At 69.5% G+C, this 25,427-nt stretch carries 24 protein-coding genes; 20 read left to right on the forward strand and 4 right to left on the reverse strand.

Annotation, left to right across the window (positions count from 1 at the left end):
* Positions 1-50: 50 nt before the first annotated feature.
* A complete protein-coding gene (locus tag ACGFNV_RS25690; RefSeq protein ID WP_030606450.1) occupies positions 51-722 on the reverse strand; it encodes a response regulator transcription factor in 672 nt (223 codons plus the stop codon).
* A 14-nt stretch (positions 723-736) separates the two neighbouring features.
* Positions 737-1,681, reverse strand: coding sequence for a RecB family exonuclease (locus ACGFNV_RS25695; protein WP_393625347.1), 945 nt, complete (start codon positions 1,679-1,681; stop codon positions 737-739).
* 175 nt (positions 1,682-1,856) lie between these two features.
* Between ACGFNV_RS25695 and ACGFNV_RS25700 the strand changes: the two genes are divergently transcribed.
* The 3 genes from ACGFNV_RS25700 to ACGFNV_RS25710 all read left to right on the forward strand — a co-directional run bounded on the left by ACGFNV_RS25700 (position 1,857) and on the right by ACGFNV_RS25710 (position 5,547).
* Entirely contained in the window at positions 1,857-3,788 is a 1,932-nt protein-coding gene (locus ACGFNV_RS25700) for a site-2 protease family protein (RefSeq protein ID WP_393625348.1), read from the forward strand.
* Between the two features lie 59 nt (positions 3,789-3,847).
* On the forward strand, positions 3,848-4,750 hold the full coding sequence (locus tag ACGFNV_RS25705; protein WP_133929354.1) for a tRNA (adenine-N1)-methyltransferase: 903 nt from the start codon (positions 3,848-3,850) through the stop codon (positions 4,748-4,750).
* A 221-nt stretch (positions 4,751-4,971) separates the two neighbouring features.
* The gene (locus ACGFNV_RS25710; protein WP_393625349.1) at positions 4,972-5,547 is read left to right on the forward strand and encodes a hypothetical protein; all 576 of its coding nucleotides are present in this window, start codon (positions 4,972-4,974) and stop codon (positions 5,545-5,547) included.
* Between the two features lie 40 nt (positions 5,548-5,587).
* On the opposite strand, the gene ACGFNV_RS25715 is transcribed toward ACGFNV_RS25710, so the two are convergent.
* A complete protein-coding gene (locus ACGFNV_RS25715) occupies positions 5,588-5,893 on the reverse strand; it encodes a ferredoxin (protein WP_393625661.1) in 306 nt (101 codons plus the stop codon).
* Positions 5,894-6,301: 408 nt separating this feature from the next.
* On the opposite strand from ACGFNV_RS25715, the gene arc reads away from it, so the two are divergent.
* The 6 genes from arc (at position 6,302) to prcA (ending at position 12,493) form a co-directional block, all read left to right on the forward strand.
* On the forward strand, positions 6,302-8,068 hold the full coding sequence (gene arc / locus ACGFNV_RS25720; protein ID WP_133929357.1) for a proteasome ATPase: 1,767 nt from the start codon (positions 6,302-6,304) through the stop codon (positions 8,066-8,068).
* A 245-nt stretch (positions 8,069-8,313) separates the two neighbouring features.
* Positions 8,314-9,825 (forward strand): depupylase/deamidase Dop, encoded by a 1,512-nt coding sequence (gene dop, locus ACGFNV_RS25725; protein ID WP_393625350.1) that lies wholly within the window; start codon positions 8,314-8,316, stop codon positions 9,823-9,825.
* 187 nt (positions 9,826-10,012) lie between these two features.
* Positions 10,013-10,231, forward strand: coding sequence for a ubiquitin-like protein Pup (locus ACGFNV_RS25730; RefSeq protein WP_037670528.1), 219 nt, complete (start codon positions 10,013-10,015; stop codon positions 10,229-10,231).
* 49 nt (positions 10,232-10,280) lie between these two features.
* Complete coding sequence (locus tag ACGFNV_RS25735) at positions 10,281-10,886, forward strand: endonuclease VII domain-containing protein (RefSeq protein WP_393625351.1); 606 nt, start codon at positions 10,281-10,283, stop codon at positions 10,884-10,886.
* Positions 10,838-11,683, forward strand: a complete 846-nt coding sequence (gene prcB, locus ACGFNV_RS25740) for a proteasome subunit beta (RefSeq protein ID WP_393625352.1) — start codon at positions 10,838-10,840, stop codon at positions 11,681-11,683. The genes ACGFNV_RS25735 and prcB overlap by 49 nt, the downstream gene beginning before the upstream one ends.
* A gap of 60 nt (positions 11,684-11,743) precedes the next feature.
* A complete protein-coding gene (prcA, locus tag ACGFNV_RS25745; RefSeq protein WP_393625353.1) occupies positions 11,744-12,493 on the forward strand; it encodes a proteasome subunit alpha in 750 nt (249 codons plus the stop codon).
* 112 nt (positions 12,494-12,605) lie between these two features.
* On the opposite strand, the gene ACGFNV_RS25750 is transcribed toward prcA, so the two are convergent.
* Positions 12,606-13,622 (reverse strand): LacI family DNA-binding transcriptional regulator, encoded by a 1,017-nt coding sequence (locus tag ACGFNV_RS25750; RefSeq protein ID WP_393625354.1) that lies wholly within the window; start codon positions 13,620-13,622, stop codon positions 12,606-12,608.
* 122 nt (positions 13,623-13,744) lie between these two features.
* Between ACGFNV_RS25750 and ACGFNV_RS25755 the strand changes: the two genes are divergently transcribed.
* The 11 genes from ACGFNV_RS25755 (at position 13,745) to ACGFNV_RS25805 (ending at position 25,296) form a co-directional block, all read left to right on the forward strand.
* Positions 13,745-15,013, forward strand: coding sequence for an MFS transporter (locus tag ACGFNV_RS25755; protein WP_393625355.1), 1,269 nt, complete (start codon positions 13,745-13,747; stop codon positions 15,011-15,013).
* 9 nt (positions 15,014-15,022) lie between these two features.
* On the forward strand, positions 15,023-16,384 hold the full coding sequence (pafA, locus tag ACGFNV_RS25760) for a Pup--protein ligase (RefSeq protein ID WP_028801611.1): 1,362 nt from the start codon (positions 15,023-15,025) through the stop codon (positions 16,382-16,384).
* Positions 16,385-16,514: 130 nt separating this feature from the next.
* The gene (locus tag ACGFNV_RS25765) at positions 16,515-17,519 is read left to right on the forward strand and encodes an FKBP-type peptidyl-prolyl cis-trans isomerase (protein WP_393625356.1); all 1,005 of its coding nucleotides are present in this window, start codon (positions 16,515-16,517) and stop codon (positions 17,517-17,519) included.
* A 60-nt stretch (positions 17,520-17,579) separates the two neighbouring features.
* The gene (locus tag ACGFNV_RS25770) at positions 17,580-17,951 is read left to right on the forward strand and encodes an FKBP-type peptidyl-prolyl cis-trans isomerase (RefSeq protein ID WP_030053355.1); all 372 of its coding nucleotides are present in this window, start codon (positions 17,580-17,582) and stop codon (positions 17,949-17,951) included.
* A gap of 130 nt (positions 17,952-18,081) precedes the next feature.
* On the forward strand, positions 18,082-19,059 hold the full coding sequence (locus tag ACGFNV_RS25775) for a helix-turn-helix transcriptional regulator (RefSeq protein ID WP_393625357.1): 978 nt from the start codon (positions 18,082-18,084) through the stop codon (positions 19,057-19,059).
* 18 nt (positions 19,060-19,077) lie between these two features.
* Positions 19,078-20,190 carry a helix-turn-helix transcriptional regulator gene (locus ACGFNV_RS25780; protein WP_393625358.1) on the forward strand — a complete coding sequence of 371 codons (1,113 nt, stop codon included), beginning with the start codon at positions 19,078-19,080 and terminating at the stop codon, positions 20,188-20,190.
* On the forward strand, positions 20,187-20,477 hold the full coding sequence (locus tag ACGFNV_RS25785; protein ID WP_208299067.1) for a hypothetical protein: 291 nt from the start codon (positions 20,187-20,189) through the stop codon (positions 20,475-20,477). The genes ACGFNV_RS25780 and ACGFNV_RS25785 overlap by 4 nt, the downstream gene beginning before the upstream one ends.
* Positions 20,478-20,497: 20 nt before the next feature.
* Positions 20,498-20,692, forward strand: a complete 195-nt coding sequence (locus tag ACGFNV_RS25790) for a hypothetical protein (protein ID WP_393625359.1) — start codon at positions 20,498-20,500, stop codon at positions 20,690-20,692.
* Between the two features lie 258 nt (positions 20,693-20,950).
* Positions 20,951-21,238 (forward strand): Sec-independent protein translocase subunit TatA, encoded by a 288-nt coding sequence (tatA, locus tag ACGFNV_RS25795; RefSeq protein WP_133929367.1) that lies wholly within the window; start codon positions 20,951-20,953, stop codon positions 21,236-21,238.
* A 47-nt stretch (positions 21,239-21,285) separates the two neighbouring features.
* A complete protein-coding gene (gene tatC, locus ACGFNV_RS25800; protein ID WP_393625360.1) occupies positions 21,286-22,230 on the forward strand; it encodes a twin-arginine translocase subunit TatC in 945 nt (314 codons plus the stop codon).
* Between the two features lie 213 nt (positions 22,231-22,443).
* Positions 22,444-25,296: a DEAD/DEAH box helicase gene (locus ACGFNV_RS25805; RefSeq protein ID WP_393625361.1), complete on the forward strand. Its 2,853-nt coding sequence runs from the start codon at positions 22,444-22,446 to the stop codon at positions 25,294-25,296.
* Positions 25,297-25,427: the final 131 nt, after the last annotated feature.

A 25,427-nucleotide genomic window follows, 5' to 3' on the forward strand; every position in this document is an offset into this window, starting at 1 on the left:
GTAGGGCGCCCCCTGAAGTCAAGGGGGCGCCCTACGCGCGTACGTCCGTCTTACTGCGCCCCGGGACGCACCAGCCCGCTCTCGTACGCGTACACCGCGGCCTGCACCCGGTCACGCAGCCCCAGCTTCGTCAGGACATGACCCACATGCGTCTTGACGGTGGTCTCGCTGACGAACAGGTCGGCGGCGATCTCCGCGTTCGACAGACCGCGCGCCACCAGCTTCAGCACCTCCACCTCACGGTCGGTCAGCGTGTGCAGCGTGTCCGGCACCGGCTCGTCGCCGGAGGGCAGATGCGTGGCGTACTTGTCGAGCAGCCGCCTGGTGATGCTCGGCGCGAGCATCGCCTCACCGGCGGCCACCACCCGGATCGCCTGCACCAGCTCGTTGGCCGGCGCGTCCTTCAGCAGGAAGCCACTGGCACCCGCGCGCAGCGCCTCCACCACGTACTCGTCGAGGTCGAACGTCGTCAGCACCAGCACCTTCGCCGGGCCGTCCCGCCCCGGTCCGGTGATCTGCCGGGTCGCCTCCACGCCGTCCATCCGCGGCATGCGGATGTCCATCAGAACCACGTCGGGCTGCAGGGCCCGTACCTGATCGAGCGCCTGAAGGCCGTCTCCGGCCTCGCCCACCACCGCGAGGTCCTGCTCGGCCTCCAGGATCATCCGGAAGCCCGTACGCAGGAGCGGCTGGTCGTCGACGAGTAGGACGCGGATGGCCACGTAAGTCTCCTTCGCTAGTCCGGCCCCATTCTGCCCTGCGTGACATCGCCGGACTCGGCCGCCCTCACCGGCAACGGCAGCGGATAGGGCGGGGGAGTGCCGCCGAACTCCGGGCAGTGCGCCTGGTGATCGCACCAGCCGCACAGCTTCGTCGGCCGCGGCCGCCAGTCACCCGTCTCGGTCGCCAGCCGGATCGCCTCCCACAACGCGAGCAGCTTGCGCTCCACCCGCTCCAGGTCGGCGACCACCGGGTCGTACGTCAACACGTCACCGCTGCCGAGATACACGAGCTGGAGCCGACGCGGGACCACCCTCTTCAACCGCCAGACGACCAGGGCGTAGAACTTCATCTGGAACAGGGCGCCCTCCGCGTACTCCGGCCGCGGCGCCTTGCCCGTCTTGTAGTCGACGATCCGCACCTCACCCGTCGGCGCCACGTCCACGCGGTCGATGATCCCGCGCAGCGTCAGCCCGGACTCCAGCTCGGCCTCGATGAACAACTCCCGCTCGGCGGGCTCCAGCCGCGTCGGGTCCTCCAGCGTGAACCAGCGCTCCACCAGCCGCTCCGCCTCACCCAGCCAGCGCGCCAGCCGCTCGCCCTCCGGATCGTCGGCGAACAGCTCCACCACCTCCGGCCGGCTCTCCCGCAGCCGGTCCCACTGGCCGGGGATCAGCGACTTGGCGCGCGGCGCGGTGCGCTCGGCCGCAGGCGCGTCGAAGAGGCGCTCCAGCACCGCGTGCACCAACGTGCCTCTGGTCGCGGCCTCACTCGGCTTCTCCGGCAGCCGGTCGATCACCCGGAACCTGTACAGCAACGGGCACTGCATGAAATCACTCGCACGCGAGGGCGACAGAGAGGCGGGCGCTGTCGCGACGGCCGCCGGCTCCACGGCCTGCGCCTGGTCCGGTACGACACCGTCGCTGGGGGATGGCTCGACGCCCTCGGTGCTGGTCTCCATGACCACAGACCATACGGCCCGCCACTGACAGTGACCCACCCGCGGGCCGCGACCGCCACCCCGGCACGGGAAACACAGGGGGTGCCGGGGCGGAACGCGCCACGACGGACGCATACCATCGACCCGAGACCATCCGCCCGGCAGGCGGGGAACACGCTGCAAACGAGGGGACACCGTGGTGGAAAGCGGCGGGAGCGGACAGCCGCGCCCGGGCAACGACGAGGCGGCCGAGCACCACGCGGGGCCCGCGGCCCAGGCCGCCGACCCCACGCACCCGGCCCCCGACACCCCGGACGAAGAGCCCGAGGACACGACAGCGGAGCCCGAGCCCCCGACGGCCCACGGCACGCACCGCCCGGACGACGCCCCGCAGCCCCACCACAACGAACAGTCGCCCGCCCCGGCAGCACCCGAGAACCACACCCACACGCCGAGCCCCGCGCCCGACGCGCCTGAGCCTCCCCGCACACACAAGGAATCCAGGCCACCCACCACTCCCGACAACGGCACGACCACCGAGCGCCCCGGGGACGGCGCGACCGCCGGGAGCCCCGGGCCCGGAGACGGCACGACCGCCGGCCGCCCCGAGGGCACCGCGCCCGTAGGCGGCGCGACCCCCGGGCAACCCGGGCCCGCCGAGCGCCCCGGGCCTGACAGCGACGCCACCGCCGAGCGCCCCGGGCCCGCCATGCCCGGAGACGGCACCACCACCGGCCGCCCCGAGGGCACCGCGCCCGACAGCGACGCCACCGCCGGGCGCCCCGAGCGGCCCGGCCCCGAACAGGGCGTGACCTCTGGTCAGTCGGGAAGCCCCGTGCCTGGTCGGGACCCGCACCCCGCCCGGCCGGTCGCGAACCACTCCGCAGGGAACTACGCCGACAACCACGCAGACACCCACCCGGCCCACGCTCACGCCCACTCCGGCACCAAGGGACGCCCCCCGCGGCCCCCGGAGAACACTCGGGGCGGGCTGCTGATGGGGCGGCCGTTCGGGGTGCCCGTGTACGTCGCGCCCAGCTGGTTCCTCGTAGCGATCCTGATCACCTGGGTCTTCGGCGGCCAGCTCGACCGCGTCCTGCCCGAACTCGGAGCCCTGCGCTACCTCGTCTCCCTCTTCTTCGCCATCGCCTTCTACGCCTCCGTGCTCGTCCACGAGCTGGCCCACACGGTCGCCGCCCTCCGCTTCAAGCTCCCGGTCCGCCGCATCCAGCTCCAGTTCTTCGGTGGCGTCTCCGAGATCGAGAAGGAGGCCGAGACCCCCGGCCGGGAGTTCGTGCTGGCCTTCGTCGGCCCGCTGCTCTCCCTCGTCCTCTCCGGCCTCTTCTACCTCGCCATGCAGCCCGTCGAGCCCGGTACCGTCCCCGGCGTCCTGCTGGCCGGCCTGATGATCTCCAACCTCATCGTGGCCGCCTTCAACCTCCTGCCCGGCCTCCCCCTCGACGGCGGCCGCATGCTGCGCGCCGTCGTCTGGAAGATCACCGGCAAGCCGATGAGCGGCACCATCGCCGCCGCCTGGGTCGGCCGCGCCCTCGCCGTCACCGTCCTGATCGGACTGCCCCTGCTGACCCAGTCCGGAGCCCTCGGCTCCGCCGCCGAGGACAGCGTCGGCATGGACACGGTCATGGACGCCCTGCTCGCCGCCATCCTCGCCGCGATCATCTGGACCGGCGCCGGCAACAGCCTGCGCATGGCCCGCCTGCGCGAACACCTCCCCGAACTGCGCGCCCGCACCCTCACCCGCCGCGCGGTCCCCGTCGAGACCGACACCCCCCTCTCCGAAGCCCTGCGCCGCGCCAACGACGCCGGAGCCCGCGCCCTCGTCGTCGTCGACGCCCACGGCGAACCCGTCTCCCTCGTCCGCGAGGCCGCCATCGTCGGCGTACCCGAACACCGCCGCCCCTGGGTCCCCGTCAGCGGCCTCGCCCAGGACCTCACCGACGGCATGCGCGTCTCCGCGGAACTCGCCGGCGAGGACCTCCTCGACGCCCTGCGCGCCACCCCCGCCACCGAGTACCTGGTCGTCGAGGAGACCGGAGAGATCTACGGCGTGCTGTCGGCCGCCGACGTCGAGCGCGCGTTCGTCAAGGCGATGGCCAGGCCCTCCTAGGACCGGAACGCCCCCTCCCCATGGTCGGCGGCCCCCGCAAACCCCGGTAGGCTGTTCACATGTCCGAACCGACCGGTGCCGCCCGCAGGCGCGGGCCCTTCAAGGTCGGGGACCAGGTACAGCTGACCGACCCCAAGGGCCGCCACTACACGTTCACGCTCGAGGCCGGGAAGAACTTCCACACCCACAAGGGTTCCTTCCCGCACGACGAACTGATCGGTGCTCCCGAGGGCAGCGTCGTCCGCACCACCGGAAACGTCGCCTACCTCGCGCTGCGCCCCCTGCTCCCCGACTACGTCCTGTCCATGCCCCGCGGGGCAGCCGTCGTCTACCCCAAGGACGCGGGGCAGATCCTCGCCTTCGCCGACATCTTCCCCGGCGCCCGCGTCGTCGAGGCCGGCGTCGGCTCCGGCTCGCTCAGCAGCTTCCTGCTGCGCGCCATCGGCGACCAGGGCATGCTGCACTCCTACGAGCGCCGCGAGGACTTCGCCGAGATCGCCCAGCAGAACGTCGAGCGCTACTTCGGCGGCCCGCACCCCGCCTGGCAACTCACCGTCGGCGACCTCCAGGACAACCTGAGCGACACCGACGTCGACCGGGTCATCCTCGACATGCTCGCCCCCTGGGAGTGCCTGGAGGCCGTCTCCAAGGCGCTCGTGCCCGGCGGCATCCTGTGCTGCTACGTCGCCACCACCACCCAGCTCGCCCGGACCGTCGAGTCCATCCGCGAACTCGGCGGCTTCAACGAGCCGACCGCCTGGGAATCGATGATCCGCAACTGGCACATCGAGGGCCTCGCCGTCCGCCCCGACCACCGGATGATCGGCCACACCGGCTTCCTCCTGACCGCCCGTCGCCTCGCCGACGGCGTCGAACCGCCCATGCGCCGCCGCCGCCCCGCCAAGGGCGCCTACGGCGAGGACTACAGCGGCCCCAACGCCGACGGAGGCGTCGGCCGCTGAGGCGGCCCTGTGCCGCAGTCAACGTCATCACGCCGTGGTGAAGTTCCCGCAACACAGCGAGAACTCCACCACGGCGTCTTTTTGTTGACGCCGGACAAGGTGTCGGCCCCCCCGACCGCACCCGTGCGACTCCCGCCGCCCACCCCACCGTTCCCTCGCAGTGTGACGTGTGGCACCATGCAGGCCATCCACCGGCACAGCCCCCACGGGAGACGCTCCTAGTGCAGCAATCCGCCGTCCCGGAACTCGCACACACCCACACCCGCCCCATCCACTGGCTCGCCACCGCGACAGCCCTCGCCGGCGTCGTCGCCCTCTCCTCACTTCTCCAGCCGGACTCAGCCACGGCCGCACAGGCCTCCGGCCCCGAATCGAAGACCGCCCCCGCGGCAGCGCCCCCGACCACCACGGGCGTCGACTTCCCCCTCCAGTGCGGACCCGTCAAGGCTGTCGTACAACGGAAGGCCACCGGCGACCTCGACGGAGACGGCCGACCCGAAACAGTGGCCGTCGTCCACTGCGACGCCCCCATGGGCACCCCACCCGACGGCGTCTACGTCCTCACCCAGGCCGAGGACACCACGCAGCCGCGCGTAGTGGCCACCCTCGTCGACCCCAAGGACCGCAAGACCGTCACCACCGTCGCCGTGCGCGACGGAGCCGTCTTCGCCTCACTCCTCGGCTACTCCACAGCCGACGTGCCCAGTTGCTGCCCCGACGTGAAGGCCGACGCGAAATGGCAGTGGAAGAACGGCGCGTTCCTGCGCTCCACACCCGCCGGCGCGCACAGCGTGTGAACGCCACACCCGGTCACGGTGATCAAACGTGTCCGGACGCTCACTCCGCGTCCGGGCCGTACACCTCCACCTTGTCCGAAACACGACGCACATGGATGCACTCGCCGGGACACTCCCGCGCCGAGTCCACGACATCCGTCAACAGCGGCAACGGCACGCGCGTCGTGGCCCCCGCGTCCTGGAGCAGCTCCTCGTCCGCGCCCTTCACATAGGCCAACCCGTCGATGTCCAGCTCGAACACCTCCGGCGCGTACTGGGCGCAGATGCCGTCGCCGGTGCAAAGATCCTGGTCGATCCAGACCTCCAGCGCGTCACCGCCGACTTCCGCCTCCTGCTGCACGGTCATGTCTGTCTTGCTCTCCTGGTGCCGGGTACGGAACGCCTCGACCCTACCTCCGGCCACCGACGGCACCGTGTGCGGTGGGTCCCCGCCCGCTCCGGTCCGTGACCGCCCCGCAAGAGCCGACAACACGTCCGGCCGTCCGGTACCCCGCGCGGATCGCGCCACACCCGCACGACGGGCTCCCGGCGCGGGCCCGGAAGGCAACTCACGCTGCCTTCGAAGACTTTGACCCCTCCGACGTTGGAACACTCGGCTTCTGAATCCCGTTGAGTGGGTATCCACACGGCACGAGGGAGAGCGCAGGGTGACCGACGACACACCTTGACAGTCTTTGTGATCTAGGGGTTTCAATCGACACCCACCCAGGTAGGGTCTGGAAGCGTCCAGCTCCCCTTGGAGGAGGTGAGGACCGTGGCAGCCCACGACGACGACATGAACCGCGGCATCCGCCCGGGACGCGGGTCCGACGACCCGGCCGGGCAGATTGCCTACCTTGAGCAGGAGATCGCCGTCCTGCGACGCAAGCTCGCCGACTCTCCGCGACACACGAGGATTCTCGAAGAGCGGATCGTCGAGCTGCAGACCAACCTGGCCGGCGTGTCCGCCCAGAACGAGCGACTCGCCAACACACTCCGTGAGGCCCGCGACCAGATCGTGGCCCTCAAGGAAGAAGTCGACCGGCTCGCCCAGCCGCCGGCCGGCTTCGGCGTCTTCCTCACAGCGAACGAGGACGGCACCGCCGACATCTTCACCGGGGGCCGCAAGCTCCGGGTGAACGTCAGCCCCAGCGTCGAGCTCGAAGAGCTCCGGCGCGGCCAGGAAGTAATGCTCAACGAAGCGCTCAACGTGGTCGAGGCCATGGAATTCGAGCGCGTCGGGGACATCGTCACCCTCAAGGAGATCCTTGAGGACGGCGAACGCGCCCTGGTGCTCGGGCACACCGACGAGGAACGGGTGGTGCGGCTCGCCGAGCCGCTGCTGGACGTCACCATCCGCCCCGGCGACGCCCTCCTGCTCGAACCCAGGTCCGGCTACGTCTACGAGGTCGTACCGAAGAGCGAGGTCGAGGAACTCGTCCTCGAAGAGGTCCCCGACATCGGCTACGAGCAGATCGGCGGTCTGGGCGGCCAGATCGAAGCGATCCGCGACGCGGTCGAGCTCCCGTACCTCTACCCGGACCTCTTCAAGGAGCACGAGCTGCGCCCCCCGAAGGGCGTCCTGCTCTACGGACCTCCCGGATGCGGCAAGACGCTCATCGCCAAGGCCGTCGCCAACTCGCTGGCCAAAAAGGTCGCCGAGGTCACCGGCCAGGCCGCCGGCAAGAGCTTCTTCCTCAACATCAAGGGCCCCGAGCTCCTGAACAAGTACGTCGGCGAGACCGAGCGGCAGATCCGCCTCGTCTTCCAACGTGCTCGTGAGAAGGCCAGCGAGGGCACCCCCGTCATCGTCTTCTTCGACGAGATGGAGTCCCTCTTCCGCACCCGCGGCTCCGGTGTCAGCTCGGACGTCGAGAACACGATCGTCCCGCAGCTGCTCGCCGAGATCGACGGCGTGGAGGGCCTGCAGAACGTGGTCGTGATCGGCGCCTCCAACCGCGAGGACATGATCGACCCCGCCATCCTGCGGCCCGGCCGACTCGACGTGAAGATCAAGATCGAACGTCCGGACGCCGAAGCGGCCAAGGACATCTTCGGCAAGTACCTCACCGAGCGCCTTCCGCTCCACTCGGACGACCTCGGCGAGCACGGCGGCGACAAGACCACCACCGTCGGCAGCATGATTCAGACGGCCGTGGAACACATGTACGCCGAATCCGAGGAAAACCGCTTCCTGGAAGTCACCTACGCCAACGGTGACAAGGAAGTCCTCTATTTCAAGGACTTCAATTCCGGCGCCATGATCGAGAACATCGTGGGCCGTGCCAAGAAGATGGCCATCAAGGACTTCCTCGAGAAGAATCAGAAGGGCCTGCGCGTCTCCCACCTCCTCCAGGCATGCGTGGACGAGTTCAAGGAGAACGAGGACCTGCCGAACACCACCAACCCGGACGACTGGGCCCGGATCTCCGGAAAGAAGGGCGAACGGATCGTCTACATCCGCACCCTCATCACCGGAAAGCAGGGCGCGGACACCGGACGCTCCATCGACACGGTGGCGAACACCGGGCAGTACCTGTAAAAGACAGGGCGGCTGCGGGTGCCCCCACCGGGTACCCGCAGCCCACTGTTTTTTCGGGCGACAACCGGACAAGAGGCGCGCAAGGCAATGACGCAAATGATCTCCACACCAGCGCCAAGGCGTTCTAGGCTCTTCGGTACCGCCGAGTCGCGCAGTGCGGGGACGGGCACCGCACACGCACCGGAGCGCCAGCGGTACTTGAGCGGCGTCCCCGACCGAGGACGCCGCCGGGCAAGGAGGGCCGCATGACCGTACGGCGAGTAATGGGCATCGAGACGGAGTACGGCATCTCCGTCCCCGGCCACCCCAATGCCAATGCCATGCTCACCTCGTCCCAGATCGTCAACGCCTACGCGGCGGCGATGCACCGGGCACGCCGGGCCCGCTGGGACTTCGAGGAGGAGAACCCGCTGCGGGACGCCCGAGGCTTCGACCTCGCCCGCGAGGCTGCCGACGCCAGCCAGCTCACCGACGAGGACATCGGCCTCGCCAACGTCATCCTGACCAACGGCGCGCGCCTCTACGTCGACCATGCACACCCCGAGTACAGCGCCCCCGAGGTCACCAACCCGCGCGACGCCGTCCTCTGGGACAAGGCCGGCGAGCGGATCATGGCCGAAGCCGCCGAACGAGCGGCCCAGCTCCCCGGGGCACAGCCCATCCACCTCTACAAGAACAACACCGACAACAAGGGCGCCTCCTACGGCACGCACGAGAACTACCTCATGAAGCGGGAAACCGCTTTCTCGGACATCGTGCGCCACCTCACGCCCTTCTTCGTCTCCCGCCAGGTCTTCGCCGGCGCAGGCCGCGTCGGCATCGGCCAGGACGGCCACGAACACGGCTTCCAGCTCAGCCAGCGCGCCGACTACTTCGAGGTCGAGGTGGGCCTCGAGACCACACTCAAGCGCCCCATCATCAACACACGCGACGAGCCGCACGCCGACGCCGAGAAGTACCGCCGCCTGCACGTGATCATCGGCGACGCGAACCTCTCGGAGATCTCCACCTACCTCAAGCTGGGCACCACCGCCCTGGTCCTGTCGATGATCGAGGACGGCTTCATCGCCGTGGACCTGGCGGTCGACCAGCCCGTACGCACGCTGCACCAGGTCTCGCACGACCCGTCACTGAAGCGCCTGGTCACCCTCCGCAGCGGCCGCACACTGACCGCGGTACAGCTGCAGATGGAGTACTACGAGCTGTCCCGCAAGTACATCGAGGAGCGCTTCGGCGCCGACGTCGACGAGCAGACCAAGGACGTCCTCGCCCGCTGGGAGGACACCCTGAACCGTCTGGAGCGCGACCCGATGAGTCTCGCCGGCGAGCTCGACTGGGTCGCCAAGCGGGAGCTCATGGAGGGCTACAGGCGCCGTGACAGCCTCGACTGGGACGCGGCGAGGCTGCACCTCGTCGACCTCCAGTACGCCGACGTACGGCCCGAGAAGGGCCTCTACAACCGTCTCGTGGCCCGTGGACGCATGAAGCGGCTGCTGACCGAGGCGGACGTCGACCGGGCGAGGGCGAAGCCGCCGGAGGACACACGCGCGTACTTCCGCGGCCGCTGCCTGGAGCAGTACGCCGACGACGTCGCGGCCGCCTCCTGGGACTCGGTGATCTTCGACCTGCCCGGCCGCGACAGTCTCCAGCGGGTTCCAACCCTGGAACCGCTACGCGGAACGCGAAATCACGTCAAGGAGCTCCTCGATCGCTGCCGCACGGCAGAAGACCTGGTCAGGGTGTTGTCCGGCAGCTGAGCGGGCACCGGACCACACCCGGCGGACAGGGTGGAAATCCTGCCGCCAGGGAATCATCGAAGTGGCCCCCGTTCGTTGTAAGAACTGCGGGGCCGATGTCAGACCCGGCTTGTAGGGTCTGATCATCACTGATCGGCAGGAAAGCCGACCTGTCGACCATGTCGGGCAACTGAGCGGGGTGAGGGTTATGGCGACCAAGGACACCGGCGGCGGCCAGCAGAAGGCGACGCGCTCCACGGAGGAGGTCGAGGAGCAGACCGCGGACGCGCAGGCTTCGGAGGACCTCAAGGAGCGTCAGGAGAAGCTGAGCGACGACGTGGACTCGGTTCTTGACGAGATTGACGATGTACTCGAGGAGAACGCCGAGGATTTCGTGAGGTCCTTCGTGCAAAAAGGTGGCGAGTAAAGGCGAATTGGCCACTTTGCCTTCGAAGTGAAGGTTGCGCGGGATTCGGGTGGCGGACGAGCCGAACGCCAAGGAATGCACCGGCTGCAAGCGGAGCCTGGCTCCGGGTGCATTCGCGCGGGACAGGAATCGGGTCGACGGCCTCCAGGTGCGCTGCCGGGAGTGCGTGGCGGAGTACAGCGCCGCGCACTACCGGCGCCGTCGCGAGGCCATGGGCAAGTCGGTGCGCGTGAAGGTGGAGGTCCCGGCAGGGCGCAAGCTCTGCCGGACGTGCGGCGAGGTGAAGCCGCACAGTGAGTGGCATCGCAATGCAACGGCGTCCGACGGCTTGTCGACGCGCTGCAAGGCCTGCCGGGCCGTGCGAGGGCGACGCGACCATCTCAAGCGCCAGTACGGCATCACCGAAGCCGAGCGGGACCAGTTGATCGCCTCTCAAGGGGGCGTCTGCTGCATATGTTTGTCGGCCCCGGCCGCACATGTGGATCACTGCCACAACACGGGTAGGGTCCGTGGCGTACTGTGCTTCAGCTGCAACGCCGCACTGGGGCAGTTCAAGGATCGGCCCGATGCCATAAGGCGGGCTGCTGCTTACGTGGAAGGAATCGCGTGGAAGCCAACACTCGTAGCACCGGGCGTCTACCAGCTGCCTTCCTGACGCCTGGGTCCTCGTCCTTCATGGACTTCCTCTCGGAGCACCAGCCGGAGATGCTGCCCGGCAACCGGCAGCTCCCGCCCACCCAGGGCGTGATCGAGGCGCCGCACGGGACGACGATCGTCGCCGTGACGTTCCCCGGCGGTGTCGTGCTCGCCGGTGACCGCCGGGCGACGATGGGCAACATCATCGCGCAGCGGGACATCGAGAAGGTCTTCCCGGCGGACGAGTACTCGGCGGTGGGTATCGCCGGTACGGCGGGTCTGGCCGTGGAGATGGTGAAGCTGTTCCAGTTGGAGCTGGAGCACTTCGAGAAGGTCGAGGGCGCCCAGCTGTCGCTGGAGGGCAAGGCGAACCGGCTGTCGACCATGATCCGTTCCAATCTGGGCATGGCGATGCAGGGTCTGGCCGTGGTGCCGCTGTTCGCGGGGTACGACGTGGACCGCGACAAGGGCCGGATCTTCTCCTACGACGTGACGGGCGGCCGCTCCGAGGAGCAGGGCTACGCGGCCACGGGCTCCGGCTCGATCTTCGCGCGCGGTGCCATGAAGAAGCTCTACCGTGACGACCTCAGCGAGGCCGAGGCCACGACGCTCGTGGTGCAGGCGCTCTATGACGCGGCAGACGACGACTCGGCGACCGGCGGTCCCGATGTCGCCCGCCGGATCTACCCGATCGTCACCGTGATCACCGACGACGGCTTCCGCCGGCTTACCGAGGACGAGTCCTCCGAGATCGCCCGCTCGATCCTGGCGCGGCGTCTCGAGCAGCCGGACGGTCCGCGGGCCGCGCTGCTGTAGCCGGCCGGTCTGTCTTGGCAAGGTGATCCAGTGACTTCCACAGAAAGGGACGGATAACCGGTGTCGACGCCGTTCTATGTCTCACCCCAGCAGGCGATGGCCGACCGTGCGGAGTACGCCCGCAAGGGCATCGCCCGTGGCCGCAGCCTGGTCGTGCTGCAGTACGCCGACGGCATCGTGTTCGTCGGCGAGAACCCGTCCCGTGCGCTGCACAAGTTCAGCGAGATCTACGACCGGATCGGCTTTGCCGCGGCCGGCAAGTACAACGAGTACGAGAACCTGCGGATCGGCGGCGTGCGCTATGCCGACCTGCGTGGTTACACCTATGACCGGGACGACGTGACCGCGCGTGGTCTCGCCAACGTCTACGCGCAGACGCTGGGCACGATCTTCTCCTCGGCCGGTGAGAAGCCGTACGAGGTGGAGCTGGTCGTGGCCGAGGTCGGTGAGACGCCGGACGGCGACCAGATCTACCGGCTGCCGCACGACGGGTCGATCGTGGACGAGCACGGCTCGGTCGCGGTCGGCGGCAACGCCGAACAGATCAGTAGTTATCTCGACCAGCGTCACCGGGACGGCATGAGTCTCGCGGAGGGGCTCAAGCTGGCTGTCCAGGCGTTGTCGCGGGAGCCGAACGGCGGTGAGCGGGAGATTCCCGCCGAGCGCCTGGAGGTGGCGGTCCTGGACCGTACGCGTCCGCAGCAGCGCAAGTTCAAGCGCATCGTCGGTCGCCAGCTGGCTCGCCTGCTGGAGACCGACGGCGCGGCGACGGAGGCGGAGAGCTCCGACGAGAACTCCGACGAGGAGTAGCCTCACCCGGCTCGCCCCGCTTCACCGGCCCTACACGACGCCCTGTGCTCCCGCCGACGACTCGGCTGGGGCACGGGGCGTTTTTGTGGGGCCGGTCTGGGCGTAGTGCGCCTCAGGAGGCGCTGGGTGGGGCTGTGGAGGCCCGGACGACCAGTTGCACCGGGATGTCACCGTGGTCCGGTGTGCGGGCCTCCAGGACGGCCAGGAGGGCTCGCATGCCGCGTTCGCCGAAGAGCTCGGCGTCGAGGCGGACGGTGGTGAGTTCGGGGTCGAGGGCGGTGGCCAGGGCGAGGTCGTCGACGCCGGTGACGGAGATGTCGTCCGGGATGCGCAGTCCGAGGCGGCGGATGGCCTTGTAGGCGCCGGCTGCCAGTTTGTCGTCGTCGCAGACCAGGGCGGTGGGGCGGGGGCCGGGGGCGGTCAGGGCGGCCTCGGCGGCCGTGTGGGCGCCGTCGATGGTGATCGGGGCGTACGCCGTGCGCAGGGATGTTCCCGGTGCAGCGGCGAGTCGTTCGGCGAGGGCACGCGCGCGTACGTCGAAGGTCCAGGAGGCCACGTCGGCCGCGAGGTGCAGGAAGTGGCGGTGGCCGAGGTCCAGCAGGTGGTCGGCGACCTGTCGTGCGCCGTCGGCGATGTCGAGGTTGACGGTGGCGGCGCCGAGGCTGCCGTCGGGGTCGCTGTCGAGCATGACAAGGGGGAGTTGGTCGCCGCGGATGGCGGTGAGGGCGTCGGCGGCCATGGAGGAGGCGATGACGCCGTCGAGGGCGGCCTGGGCGGAGGCGAAGGGGTCGCGGGCGGGGCCGATGCCTTCGGGGGAGGGGTAGAGGACGACGCCGAAGCCGTGGTCGGCGGCGACTCGTGCGGCGCCGGTGTAGACGCCGGCGAAGAACTCCGTGGTCAGGGCGGGGACGACGAGCAGTACGGTCCGGGTGTGGCCCAGGCGGAGGTTGCGTGCGGCGAGGTTGGGGCGGTAGCCGAGTTCTCGGGCCGCTTCCCGTACGCGCTCGGCCGTCGGTTCCGAGACTCGTCCGCGCCATTTGTCGCCGAGGACCAGGGAGACCGCGGCCTGGGAGACTCCCGCGGCCTGGGCCACGTCACGGCTGGTCGGGCGGGTGCTACCTCGTGCCACCGTGGGCCTGCGCTTTCGTATGGACTGGCGAACAGCGCACATGGTACGTATGGAGCGAGGAAGTTATACGTAAAACTTCGGGGCCGGTGCCGAGCCTCGGGTGAGCCGACGGAGGGCAGCGGATGGCCGCGGGACACGCGGGGTACCTGGAGATCCTCAGGGCGAAGCACGCCGTGCGGCTGCTCGTCGGAACGCTCGTGGGCCGGCTGCCCAACGCGGTGGCCCCCATCGCGATCGTCCTGTTCGTGCGCGCGGAGGGCGGTACGTACAGCCTGGCGGGGGCGCTGGCGGCCGTGTACGGCGTCGCCAACGCGATAGGGCAGCCGGTGCTGGGCCGCCTCGTGGACCTGTACGGGCAGCCGCGCGTCCAGCTGCCCGCCGTCGTGGCGTCGGCGCTGGCGACGGCCGTGTTCGCCTTTGCGGGCACGGACCCGCTGCCCCTCGCCTGCGCCGCGGTGGTGGCCGCGGGCCTGTTCACGCCGCCCCTGGAGGGCGGGCTGCGGGCGCTGTGGCCGTCGGTCCTGAGCAGGGAGGACCAGGTGCACACGGCGTACGCCATGGACGCGGTGGCCCAGGAGGTCATGTTCACCGTGGGGCCGCTGCTGGTGACCCTGTGCGTGTCGCTGTGGTCGGCGCAGGCCGCCCTGCTCGTGCTGAACGCCGTCGGCGTGCTCGGGGCGCTCTCCGTGGTCGTCTCGCCGCCCTCGCGCGCGTGGCGCTCGGCTCCGCGCGAGGCGCACTGGCTGGGGGCGCTGCGTTCGCCCGGCCTGCTGGCGCTGCTCGCCACGTTCCTGTTCGTGGGGATCGCGATGGGTTCCATCGCGGTCGCCGCGGTGTCGTACGCGGACGATCACGGCGGTGACGCGGTGTACGGCTGGTTGATGGCGGCTCTGGGGCTGGGCGCGCTCGTGGGAGGCATGGTGTACGGCGCGCGGTCGTGGCCGGGGGTGCCGGAGCGGCGACTGCGCGTGCTGGTGGCGCTTCTGGCGGTGTGTTATCTGCCGCTGGCGTCGATGCCCGGCGTGGTGGCCATGACGGCGCTGGCGGCGCTCGCCGGGGTGTTCCTGGCGCCCTGCATCGCGTGCGCCTTCGTGATCGTGGACCGACACGCTCCGCGCGGAACGGTCACCGAGGCGTTCTCGTGGCTTGTGACGACGTTCAGCGTGGGTGCGTCGGTGGGAACGGGTCTGGCCGGGCCGGTGGTCCAGGCCGGTGGCGCGCTGTGGGGTTTCGCGGTGCCGAGTGCGGCGGGGGCCGTGTCGTTGCTGGTGTTGCTGGCCACGGGACGGGTACTCGCAGCTCCCGCTGTGGGTGCGGTGGTTGCGGCTTCATCGGAAAATGATCCAAACCGTGCTGCCGAACCCCGTTTCAGTTCAGGGGATCGGGCGTAATGTTCAGTCATGGACCGCCGCATTTTCGGGCTGGAGAACGAGTACGGCGTCACGTGCACGTTCAGGGGACAGCGCCGCCTGTCTCCTGACGAGGTGGCGCGGTACCTCTTCCGCCGTGTCGTGTCATGGGGCCGCAGCAGTAACGTCTTTCTGCGAAATGGCGCCCGCCTCTATCTCGACGTGGGCTCACATCCGGAATACGCGACACCCGAATGTGACAACGTGACCGAACTGGTCACCCACGACAAGGCCGGCGAGCGCATTCTCGAGGGACTCCTGGTGGACGCCGAACGACGCCTGCACGAGGAGGGAATCGCGGGCGACGTCTACCTCTTCAAGAACAACACGGACTCGGCGGGCAACTCGTACGGTTGCCACGAGAACTATCTGGTGGCGCGGCACGGGGAGTTCTCCCGGCTCGCGGACATCCTGATTCCGTTCCTGGTCACGAGGCAGCTGCTGTGCGGGGCAGGGAAGGTCCTGCAGACCCCGCGTGGTGCCGTGTACTGCGTGAGCCAGCGGGCCGAGCACATCTGGGAGGGCGTCTCCTCGGCGACGACCCGTTCCCGGCCGATCATCAACACGCGCGACGAGCCGCACGCGGACGCCGAGCGCTACCGCCGCCTGCACGTCATCGTGGGCGACTCGAACATGTCCGAGACGACGATGCTGCTGAAGGTCGGCGCGACCGACCTGGTGCTGCGCATGATCGAGGCGGGCACCGTGATGCGTGACCTGACCCTGGAGAACCCGATCCGGGCGATCCGCGAGGTCAGCCATGACATCACGGGCCGCCGCAAGGTGCGCCTGGCCAGTGGCCGGGAGGCCTCGGCGCTGGAGGTGCAGCGGGAGTACTACGAGAAGGCCGTGGACTTCTGTGAGCGCCGCGGTATCCGCACCGGCACGGTGGAGCAGGTGCTGGAGCTGTGGGGCCGCACGCTGGACGCGATCGAGGCCGAGGATCTCGACCGCATCGGCACCGAGATCGACTGGGTGATGAAGTACAAGCTCATCGAGCGTTACCGGGCCAAGCACAACATGACGATGTCGCATCCGCGGGTGGCGCAGATAGACCTCGCCTACCACGACATCCACCGTCGTCGTGGCCTGTACTACCTGCTGGAGAAGAAGGGGCAGGCCGCGCGGATCTGCAACGACTTGAAGATCTTCGAGGGCAAGTCGGTTCCGCCGCAGACCACTCGGGCGAGGCTGCGCGGTGACTTCATCCGCAGGGCCCAGGAACAGCGCCGGGACTTCACGGTCGACTGGGTCCACCTCAAGCTCAACGACCAGGCACAGCGCACCGTGTTGTGCAAGGACCCGTTCCGTTCGGTCGACGACCGTGTGGAGAAGCTCATCGCCGGAATGTGAGCGAACACGTTCCGCGAGATTCTGTCGGAACGCAACACGGGCGCCGTACGTTTCCCGTACGGCGCCCTTCTCACGCCGTAGAGTTGCGCGCACGCCATCAACAAGATCGACCGATTACGAGGCTCTCACCGTGCGCCGACGCTCACTCATCCTTGCCGCCGTTCCCGCGGGACTGGTCACGCTCGCCGGTTGCGGCGACGACAAGTCCGACTCGAGCAAGGCCAGCGACAGCGCGTCGCCGTCCGCCCAGGAGACCTCGGCCGCGCCGCCGCCGAAGATCGTCGACGGTCCGCTGCCGGCCATCACGGCGGGTACCAAGCTGAACGAGAAACCGACGGTCGCCAAGGGCAGCGGTGAACCCTCCGACCAGCTCGCGGTGAAGACGGTGATCGCGGGCAACGGTCAGACGGTCGCGGAGAACGACTACATCCAGGCGAACTACCTGGGGCAGATCTGGTCCAGCGGCAAGGTCTTCGACAACTCCTACGACCGCAAGACGCCGCTGGTCATCCAGCTGGCCGCGGGCAGCATCATCGACGGCTGGCGCTACGCCCTCACGGGCAAGAAGACCGGCAGCCGGGTCGAGTTCTCCGTTCCGCCGACCTGGGGATACGGCAAGAACGGCAATGCGCAGGCGGGCATCAAGGGCACCGACACGCTGGTGTTCGTGGTCGATCTCCAGGCCACGTTCAACGCCAAGAGCTCGGCCAAGGGGTCCGATGTCGCCCAGAACGACGCGAACCTGCCCAAGGTCGGCACGAACACCGACGGCAAGGCGCCCTCGATCGAGGTGCCCAAGGCCGCCGCGCCGAAGAAGCTCGTGGCGAACTACGTCATCGAGGGCGACGGCGAAGAGGTGAAGGCGGAGAACAGCGTCCTCGTCCAGTACAAGGGCGTGCTGTGGGACAACGGCAAGGAGTTCGACTCCACGTACAGCCGCAAGGCGCTGACGTCGTTCTCGTTGCAGCAGGTCGTCAAGGGCTGGGCGCAGGGGCTGACCGGCAAGAAGGTGGGCAGCCGGGTCCTCATCGTCGTTCCGCCGGACCTGGGCTACGGCGACAACCCGCCGGCCGGCAGTGGGATCGGCAAGGACTCGACGCTGGTGTTCAGCGTGGACATCCTCGCCAAGATGTGATCGCCCGGAAGTGTAAGACTGTGGGCGTTGCCTTTTCGCACAGAAGCAGGAGCTGAAGACGTGAGCATCGACAAGCCCGAGATCGACTTCCCGGGTGGCGAGCCCCCGGCGGACCTCGAGATCAAGGACATCTGGGAGGGCGACGGCGCGGTGGCGCAGGCGGGTCAGACCGTCACCGTCCACTACGTGGGTGTCGCCTTCAGCACGGGCGAGGAGTTCGACGCCAGCTGGAACCGTGGCACTCCGTTCCGCTTCCCGCTGGGTGGCGGCCGGGTCATCAAGGGCTGGGACCAGGGCGTGCAGGGCATGAAGGTCGGCGGCCGCCGCCAGCTGACCATTCCGGCCCACCTCGCCTACGGCAACCAGAGCCCGACCCCGGCGATCAAGCCCGGCGAGACGCTGATCTTCGTCGTGGACCTGCTCGGAGTCTGAGCGGCGTCCGACCGGACCCGATCACCTGGGGCCCATGCCTGTCCGGGCATGGGCCCTCGGCTTTTGTCTCGGTACCGCGGAGCGGTACGGTCGTCGCTCGTAAGCACCATAAGGAAGGCGAAGGGCGTCGATGGCCATTGCCAAGGCAGAGCGGCTGATGAACCTGGCGCTGTGTCTGCTCGGGACCCGGCGGCCGCTGAGCAAGCGTGAGCTGCGCGATTCCATCGAGGCTTACGCCGAGGCCTTCAGGCCGGGGAAGGGCGCGGCCGGCAGCGACGACTCCTTCAACCGGATGTTCGAGCGGGACAAGGACGACCTGCGCGAGCTGGGCCTGGTCATCGAGACCGTGGAGAACCTCGACGGCGAGGTCGGCTACATGGCCCGCCGTGACAGCAACCGTCTCCCGCCCATCACCCTCGACGCCGAGGAGGCCGCCGCCCTGGGCCTGGCCGCCAAGGTGTGGCAGCAGGCCCGGCTGGCCGGCGCGGCCAGCGGCGCCCTGCAGAAGCTGCGTGCGGCGGGGCTGCCCGAGGACGTCGACCCCTATGAGGCGCACGGCGCGCTGGAGCCCCGTATCCCGGTGCACGAGGCCGCCTTCGAGCCGCTGATGCTGGCCTGTCGCGACCGGCGTCCGGTCGTCTTCGACTACCGCAAGGCCAACGCCGCCCATCCCGAGCCCCGTCATGTGGAGCCGTGGGCGCTGGAGTGCTGGCGTGGCCACTGGTACCTGGCGGGCTGGGACCGCGACCGCGGGGCCGAGCGGGTGTTCCGGCTCTCCCGGATCACCGGCAAGGTGCGTTCGCGGGGCGCCCGGTTCACCGCCGAGGTGCCCGACGTGGTCACCGTCCGTGAGACCGTCGCGAGCTGGGCGGGGGAGACCGCCGACCGCAGCGCGCTGATCCGGCTGCGTTCCGACGCCGGTTACCCCTTGCGGGCGAAGGCCGCCTCGGTGCGGGAACTCGGGAACGGCTGGGACGAGTTGGAGATTCCGTACGGGCACGGTCTGGACGCGTGGCTGGTGGAGTTCGGGCCCGACGTGGTGGTCCTGGAGCCGGCGGAGCTGCGGGCGGACGTGGTCGACCGGCTACGGGCCGTGGCCAAGGGCTGAGGGGGAGCGGACAAGACAGTGGCAGGCAAACCGGTCAGGCCCACGAACGCGATCGACCAGACCCGGCGGATGCTCTCCCTGGTGACGTATCTCAGGGAGCGCCCCGGCGCCCGGATCGAGGACGTCGCGCGTGCCTTCGGGATCACCGAGGACGAGCTGGTCTCGGACCTCGACGTGCTGCCCATGTGCGGCACCAGCTTCCGCGGTGGCGACCTGCTCGACATCGACACCGACGGCGAGCGCATCTGGTGGCACAACCCGGCCGCCCTCGCGGCCGAGGCGGCCGAGCCGCTGCGGCTGGCCGCCGACGAGGCGACCGCGCTGCTGGTGGCGGCCCGGGCCGTGTCGACCCTGCCGGGCCTGCGCGAGAGCGACCGGCAGGCCCTGCTGCGGGCCACCGCCAAGGTGGAGGCGGCAGCCGGTGAGGCGGCGGGCGCCAGCGCGCGGCTGTCGGTGACGTTCGAGTCCGAGGGCGGTGTCTTCGCCGACGTCGACCGGGCGATCTCCGAGCGCCGACGGCTGTGGATCCGCTACTACTCACCCGCCCGCGACGAGGTCACCGAGCGCGAGATCGACCCGATCCGCCTGGTCAGCGTCGGCCACACCTATGTGGAGGGCTGGTGCTACCGCTCGGAGGCGCGCCGCACCTTCCGTCTGGACCGGGTCGCCGAGATCAAGGTCCTCGACGAGCCGTCCGCGCCGCCGGAGATCGAGCTGCGGGACCTGTCGGAGGCGCTGGTGCAGCCCGCCGCCGAGGACCCGGAGGTCGTGGTCGAGGTCGGCCCGGGCGGGCGCTGGGTCGCCGAGTACTACCCGCACGACAGCGCGGATGAGCTTTCCGACGGCGGGCTGCGTATTACCCTGCGCACCCCCGACCCCGCTTCGCTCAGGCGTCTGGCGCTGCGGCTCGGGCGCGACGGCCGGATCGTCTCGCCGCAGGGCCTGGCCGACAGCGCCCGGCAGGCCGCCCGCGAGGCGCTGGCGGCGTACGACGGGGTCGAGGCGCAGGAGCCGTACGCGGGCCGTCAGGGCCCCGGCGAGCAGCATGGCGGCCAGGATGGCCGCCAGCACGGCGAGCAGTACCACGGTGGGTACGACGGGCAGTTCGACAGGCAGGAGCAGGGGCTTTGAGCGAGTCGGCTTCGTCGGGTGTGGGCATGTCGGTGGCCTCCGCGTTCGCGGGGATGAGGAGCGTGGCTCCCGTGGTGTTCCGGGCCGGCTGCCCGGACTGCCGGGGCCGCTTCGAGCTCGCCGCGAGCGCCCTGCGCCTGGCCATCGGCGCCACGAGCCGCACCACCTTCTACTCCTTCACCTGCCCCGACTGCGGCGCGTCCGTCCGCAAGCCGGCCGGTGAGCGGATCGTGGAACTGCTGACCGGCGGCGGTGTCCGCACCCTGCGCCTGCACTCCACGCTGTAGCACCGTCTAGGCTCGGCGTCATGTTCTGGCCGATGTTCGCTGTTGCTGTGGGTTTCCTGGGTCTCGCCGTTCTCGGTGTGCTCGCGGTGCGGGTCTTCGTGGAGGCGCAGCGGCTGGGGCGGCAGGTGACCGATTCCGCGCGACGCATCAACAGGGCGGCGGAGGACCTGGAGCGGGCGACGGCCAGTGCCGCACGCGCTGTCGATTCCCTGTGACGGGGACGCCGTCCGCTGTGAGTCCTGTGATCCATGCGTTTTGGGCCACTTCGACCTGTCAACTTGACGGCCTCGGCAGGTACGCTGCTGGTCGCGGCACGGAAAACGAGGCCCGTTCCGCTGACCGGGAGTACGCACGGGGATTGCCTCACGTTTACCCCTGAGCGTTACGATCGCTGGCAACACGATCGTTCGGACAAGTGTCCGACCGGTCGGACAGCACCCCACCCAGCCGCCTCGGTGAGAAGGTAAAGACTTATGTTCGGAAGGCTCGGCGCCCCCGAGATCATTCTCATCCTCGTCGTCATCATCCTGCTGTTCGGCGCGAAGAAGCTTCCCGACATGGCTCGCTCGCTCGGCAAGTCCGCGCGCATCCTCAAGAGCGAGGCCAAGGCGATGAAGGACGAGGGCAGCAACTCCTCGACCCCGGCCGGCCCGCCCAACGACGGCGAGCAGCCCCCGGCCCAGCGCACCATCCAGGCCGCTCCCGGCGACGTGACCAGCTCCCGCCCGGTCAGCGAGCCGACGGACACGACCAAGCGCTGACGCAGGGCCGGTGACCTCCGGCCCGCCGCACGAGATGGGAACGTGGGTTGCTGAAGTCTGCCCGCAAGCAGGAGAAGGACCCCGAGGGGCGGATGCCCCTCGGCGATCACCTTCGTGAGCTGCGCAACCGGCTCGTGAGGGCCGTTCTCGCGATCGTCGTCGTCACGATCGTGGCCGCCTTCTTCTACAAGGACATCATCGAGTTCTTCACGAACCCGATCTTGAGCTCGGTGGGGTGCAAGTCGACCCTCTCCGAGCTGGCGCAGCAACGAAGCGGTACCTGTGCCCGCATCGTCCTGAACGGCCTGCTCACCCCCTTCACGCTCGCCCTCAAGGTCTCCCTGATGGCCGGCGTGATCTTCGCGTCGCCTGTCTGGCTCTACCAGCTCTGGGCGTTCGTCGCTCCCGGGCTGCACCAGCACGAGAAGAAGTACGCCTACGCGTTCGTCGGCACCGGCGTACCGCTGTTCCTCGGCGGTGGGTTCTTCGCGTACAAGACGCTGCCGACCATGGCGAAGGTGCTCCTCGACTTCTCGCCGGCGGACCTCGACAACCAGCTGCCGCTGGACGACCTGCTCGATCTCATCGTCCGTATGGTGCTCGTCTTCGGTCTCTCCTTCGAGCTGCCGCTGCTTCTCGTCATGCTCAACCTGACGGGTGTGCTGTCCGGTAAGCGGATGCTCGGCTGGTGGCGGGGCATGATCATGGGCATCACGGTCTTCGCGGCCGTGGCCACACCCAGCACCGACCCGCTGACCATGCTGGCGCTGGCCGGGCCGATCTGGGTCCTGTACTTCGTCGCGACGGCTTTCTCCCTGATGAACGACAGCCGTCGCCGCCGACGCGAGGCCGAGGGACCCGCCGACGACGAGGCCTCCGATCTGGACCTCACCCCCGAGGACATCGGCGAGGTCGAGGCCATCTCCGCCAGCCGGGCCCTGCCCGAGCAGGCGAGCACGGACCGGGTCAACGGCTACGACGACGTGACCTGAGTCCGACACCGTTCACCACCACCACTCACCGTGGACCGCGGCCGGGGCGCCCTCGTGGCGCCACCGGCCGCTCTCGCGTCCAGGGCCTGTTGCGGAACACGCCCCAGGGCGGAAGCACCAGGAGCGTGTGGGGGCCCACATCTGCCCGGCGCGCCCCCGGCGTAGGGCCGTGAGCTGCGTGAACCCCGGGTCTCACAGCTATCGATCCGGATAATGATCGTCCTGTTGTCAGTGCGGCCCGGTACGCTCGAAAGCACGATGACAGAGGATCTCTCACCGGCCGAGCGTTACGCGGCAAGCCGTAGGCGCGCTGTCGAGCAGGCCACCGCGCTCGCGTCCTTCCGCGAGATGTACGACTTCGGCCTCGACCCCTTCCAGATCGAGGCCTGCCAGGCCCTCGAAGGCGGGAAGGGCGTGCTGGTGGCCGCCCCCACCGGCTCGGGCAAGACGATCGTGGGCGAGTTCGCCGTCCATCTCGCCCTCCGACAGGGCAAGAAATGCTTCTACACGACACCCATCAAGGCGCTGTCGAACCAGAAGTACGCCGACCTGTGCCGCCGTTACGGCAGCGACAAGGTCGGTCTGCTCACCGGCGACAACAGCGTCAACTCCGATGCCCCGGTGGTCGTGATGACCACCGAGGTGCTGCGGAACATGCTGTACGCGGGCTCGCAGACCCTCCTCGGCCTCGGCCATGTCGTCATGGACGAGGTGCACTACCTCTCCGACCGCTTCCGCGGCGCGGTCTGGGAAGAGGTGATCATTCACCTGCCCGAGTCCGTGACACTCGTGTCGCTGTCGGCGACCGTGTCGAACGCCGAGGAGTTCGGCGACTGGCTGGACACCGTCCGCGGTGACACCGAGGTCATCGTCTCCGAACACCGGCCCGTGCCGCTCTTCCAGCACGTGCTCGCCGGGCGCCGGATGTACGACCTGTTCGAGGAGGGCGAGGGCCACAAGAAGGCCGTCAACCCCGACCTCGCGCGCCTGGCCCGCATGGAGGCCAGCCGCCCGTCGTACCAGGACCGCCGGCGCGGCCGCGCCATGCGCGAGGCCGACCGCGAGCGCGAGCGCAGGCAGCGCTCCCGCGTGTGGACGCCGAGCCGGCCGGAGGTCATCGAACGGCTCGACGCCGAGGGCCTGCTGCCCGCCATCACGTTCATCTTCAGCCGCGCCGCCTGCGAGGCCGCCGTCGAACAGTGCCTGTACGCGGGCCTCAGGCTCAACGACGACGAGGCACGCGAAAAGGTGCGCGCGCTCGTCGAGGAGCGCACCGCCTCCATCCCGGCCGAGGACCTGCACGTCCTCGGCTACTACGAGTGGCTGGAGGGCCTGGAGCGCGGCATCGCCGCCCATCACGCGGGCATGCTGCCGACGTTCAAGGAGGTCGTGGAGGAACTCTTCGTACGCGGCCTGGTCAAGGCCGTGTTCGCGACCGAGACGCTCGCGCTGGGCATCAACATGCCCGCCCGCTCCGTGGTGTTGGAGAAGCTCGTCAAGTGGAACGGCGAGCAGCACGCCGACATCACCCCGGGCGAGTACACCCAGCTGACCGGGCGGGCCGGGCGGCGCGGCATCGACGTCGAGGGCCACGCCGTGGTGCTGTGGCAGCGCGGGATGAACCCCGACCACCTCGCCGGACTCGCCGGCACCCGCACATATCCGCTGCGGTCCAGCTTCAAGCCGTCGTACAACATGGCGGTCAACCTGGTCGAGCAGTTCGGCCGGCACCGTTCGCGCGAGCTCCTGGAGACGTCCTTCGCGCAGTTCCAGGCCGACAAGTCGGTCGTCGGGATCTCCCGGCAGGTGCAGCGCAACGAGGAGGGGCTGGAAGGCTACAAGGCCTCCATGACCTGCCATCTCGGCGACTTCGAGGACTACGCGCGGTTGCGCCGCGAACTCAAGGACCGCGAGACCGAGCTGGCCCGCCAGGGCGCGGCGCAGCGGCGTGCCGAGGCGGCCGTCGCGCTGGAGAAGCTGAAGCCGGGAGACGTCATCCACGTCCCCACCGGCAAGTACGCGGGTCTGGCGCTGGTGCTGGACCCGGGACTGCCCGCGGGGCGTTCCAACGGTCACCGCGGCTTCGAGCAGCACGACGGGCCGCGCCCGCTGGTGCTGACGGCCGAACGGCAGGTCAAGCGGCTCGCGTCGATGGACTTCCCCGTCCCCGTCGAGGCGTTGGAGCGGATGCGGATCCCGAAGTCCTTCAACCCCCGTTCCCCGCAGTCCCGTCGGGACCTCGCCTCCGCGCTGCGCACCAAGGCCGGGCACATTCCGCCGGAGAGGGCCCGCAAGAAGCGCTCGCAGGCCGCCGACGACCGTGAGATCGCCCAGCTGCGCACGGCGATCCGGGCGCATCCCTGCCATGGGTGCAACGACCGGGAGGACCACGCGCGCTGGGCCGAGCGGTACCACCGGCTGTTGCGGGACACCTCGCAGCTGGAGCGGCGCATCGAGGGCCGTACGAACACGATCGCCCGGACCTTCGACCGGATCGTGGCGCTGCTGACCGAGCTGGACTATCTGCGCGCCGACGAGGTCACCGAGCACGGCAAGCGGCTCGCGCGGTTGTACGGCGAGCTCGATCTGCTGGCCAGTGAGTGTCTGCGGGCCGGCGTCTGGGAGGGGCTCGCCCCCGCCGAACTCGCCGCGTGCGTCTCGGCGTTGGTGTACGAGGCGCGGGTCGGGGACGACGCGATGGCGCCGAAGCTGCCGTCCGGCAAGGCGAAGGCCGCGTTGGGGGAGATGGTGCGGATCTGGGGGCGGCTGGACGCGCTGGAGGAGGACTTCCGGATCAGCCAGACCGAGGGAGTCGGGCAGCGGGAGCCCGACCTCGGGTTCGCCTGGGCCGCGTACATGTGGGCCTCCGGGAAGGGACTCGACGAGGTGCTTCGCGAGGCGGAGATGCCGGCGGGTGACTTCGTGCGGTGGTGCAAGCAGGTGATCGACGTGCTCGGGCAGATCTCCGCGGCGGCTCCTGCGGAGGGCTCGACCGTGGCGAAGGCCGCGCGCAAGGCTGTCGATCAGTTGCTGCGGGGAGTTGTGGCTTACTCGTCGGTGGGGTGAGCCGACCCGAGGCACCCGCAAAGCCGCTCACCCCTCGGGGTGAGCGGCTTTCGTATGCGTGTGCGCCGTGACGTTCCGTGTTCGATCGAAGGCTCTGCGTGCAAAACGGCCGAGCGTACTCCCCTTGCGGG

The sequence above is a fragment of the Streptomyces sp. NPDC048751 genome (assembly GCF_043198595.1).
Taxonomy (GTDB): domain Bacteria; phylum Actinomycetota; class Actinomycetes; order Streptomycetales; family Streptomycetaceae; genus Streptomyces.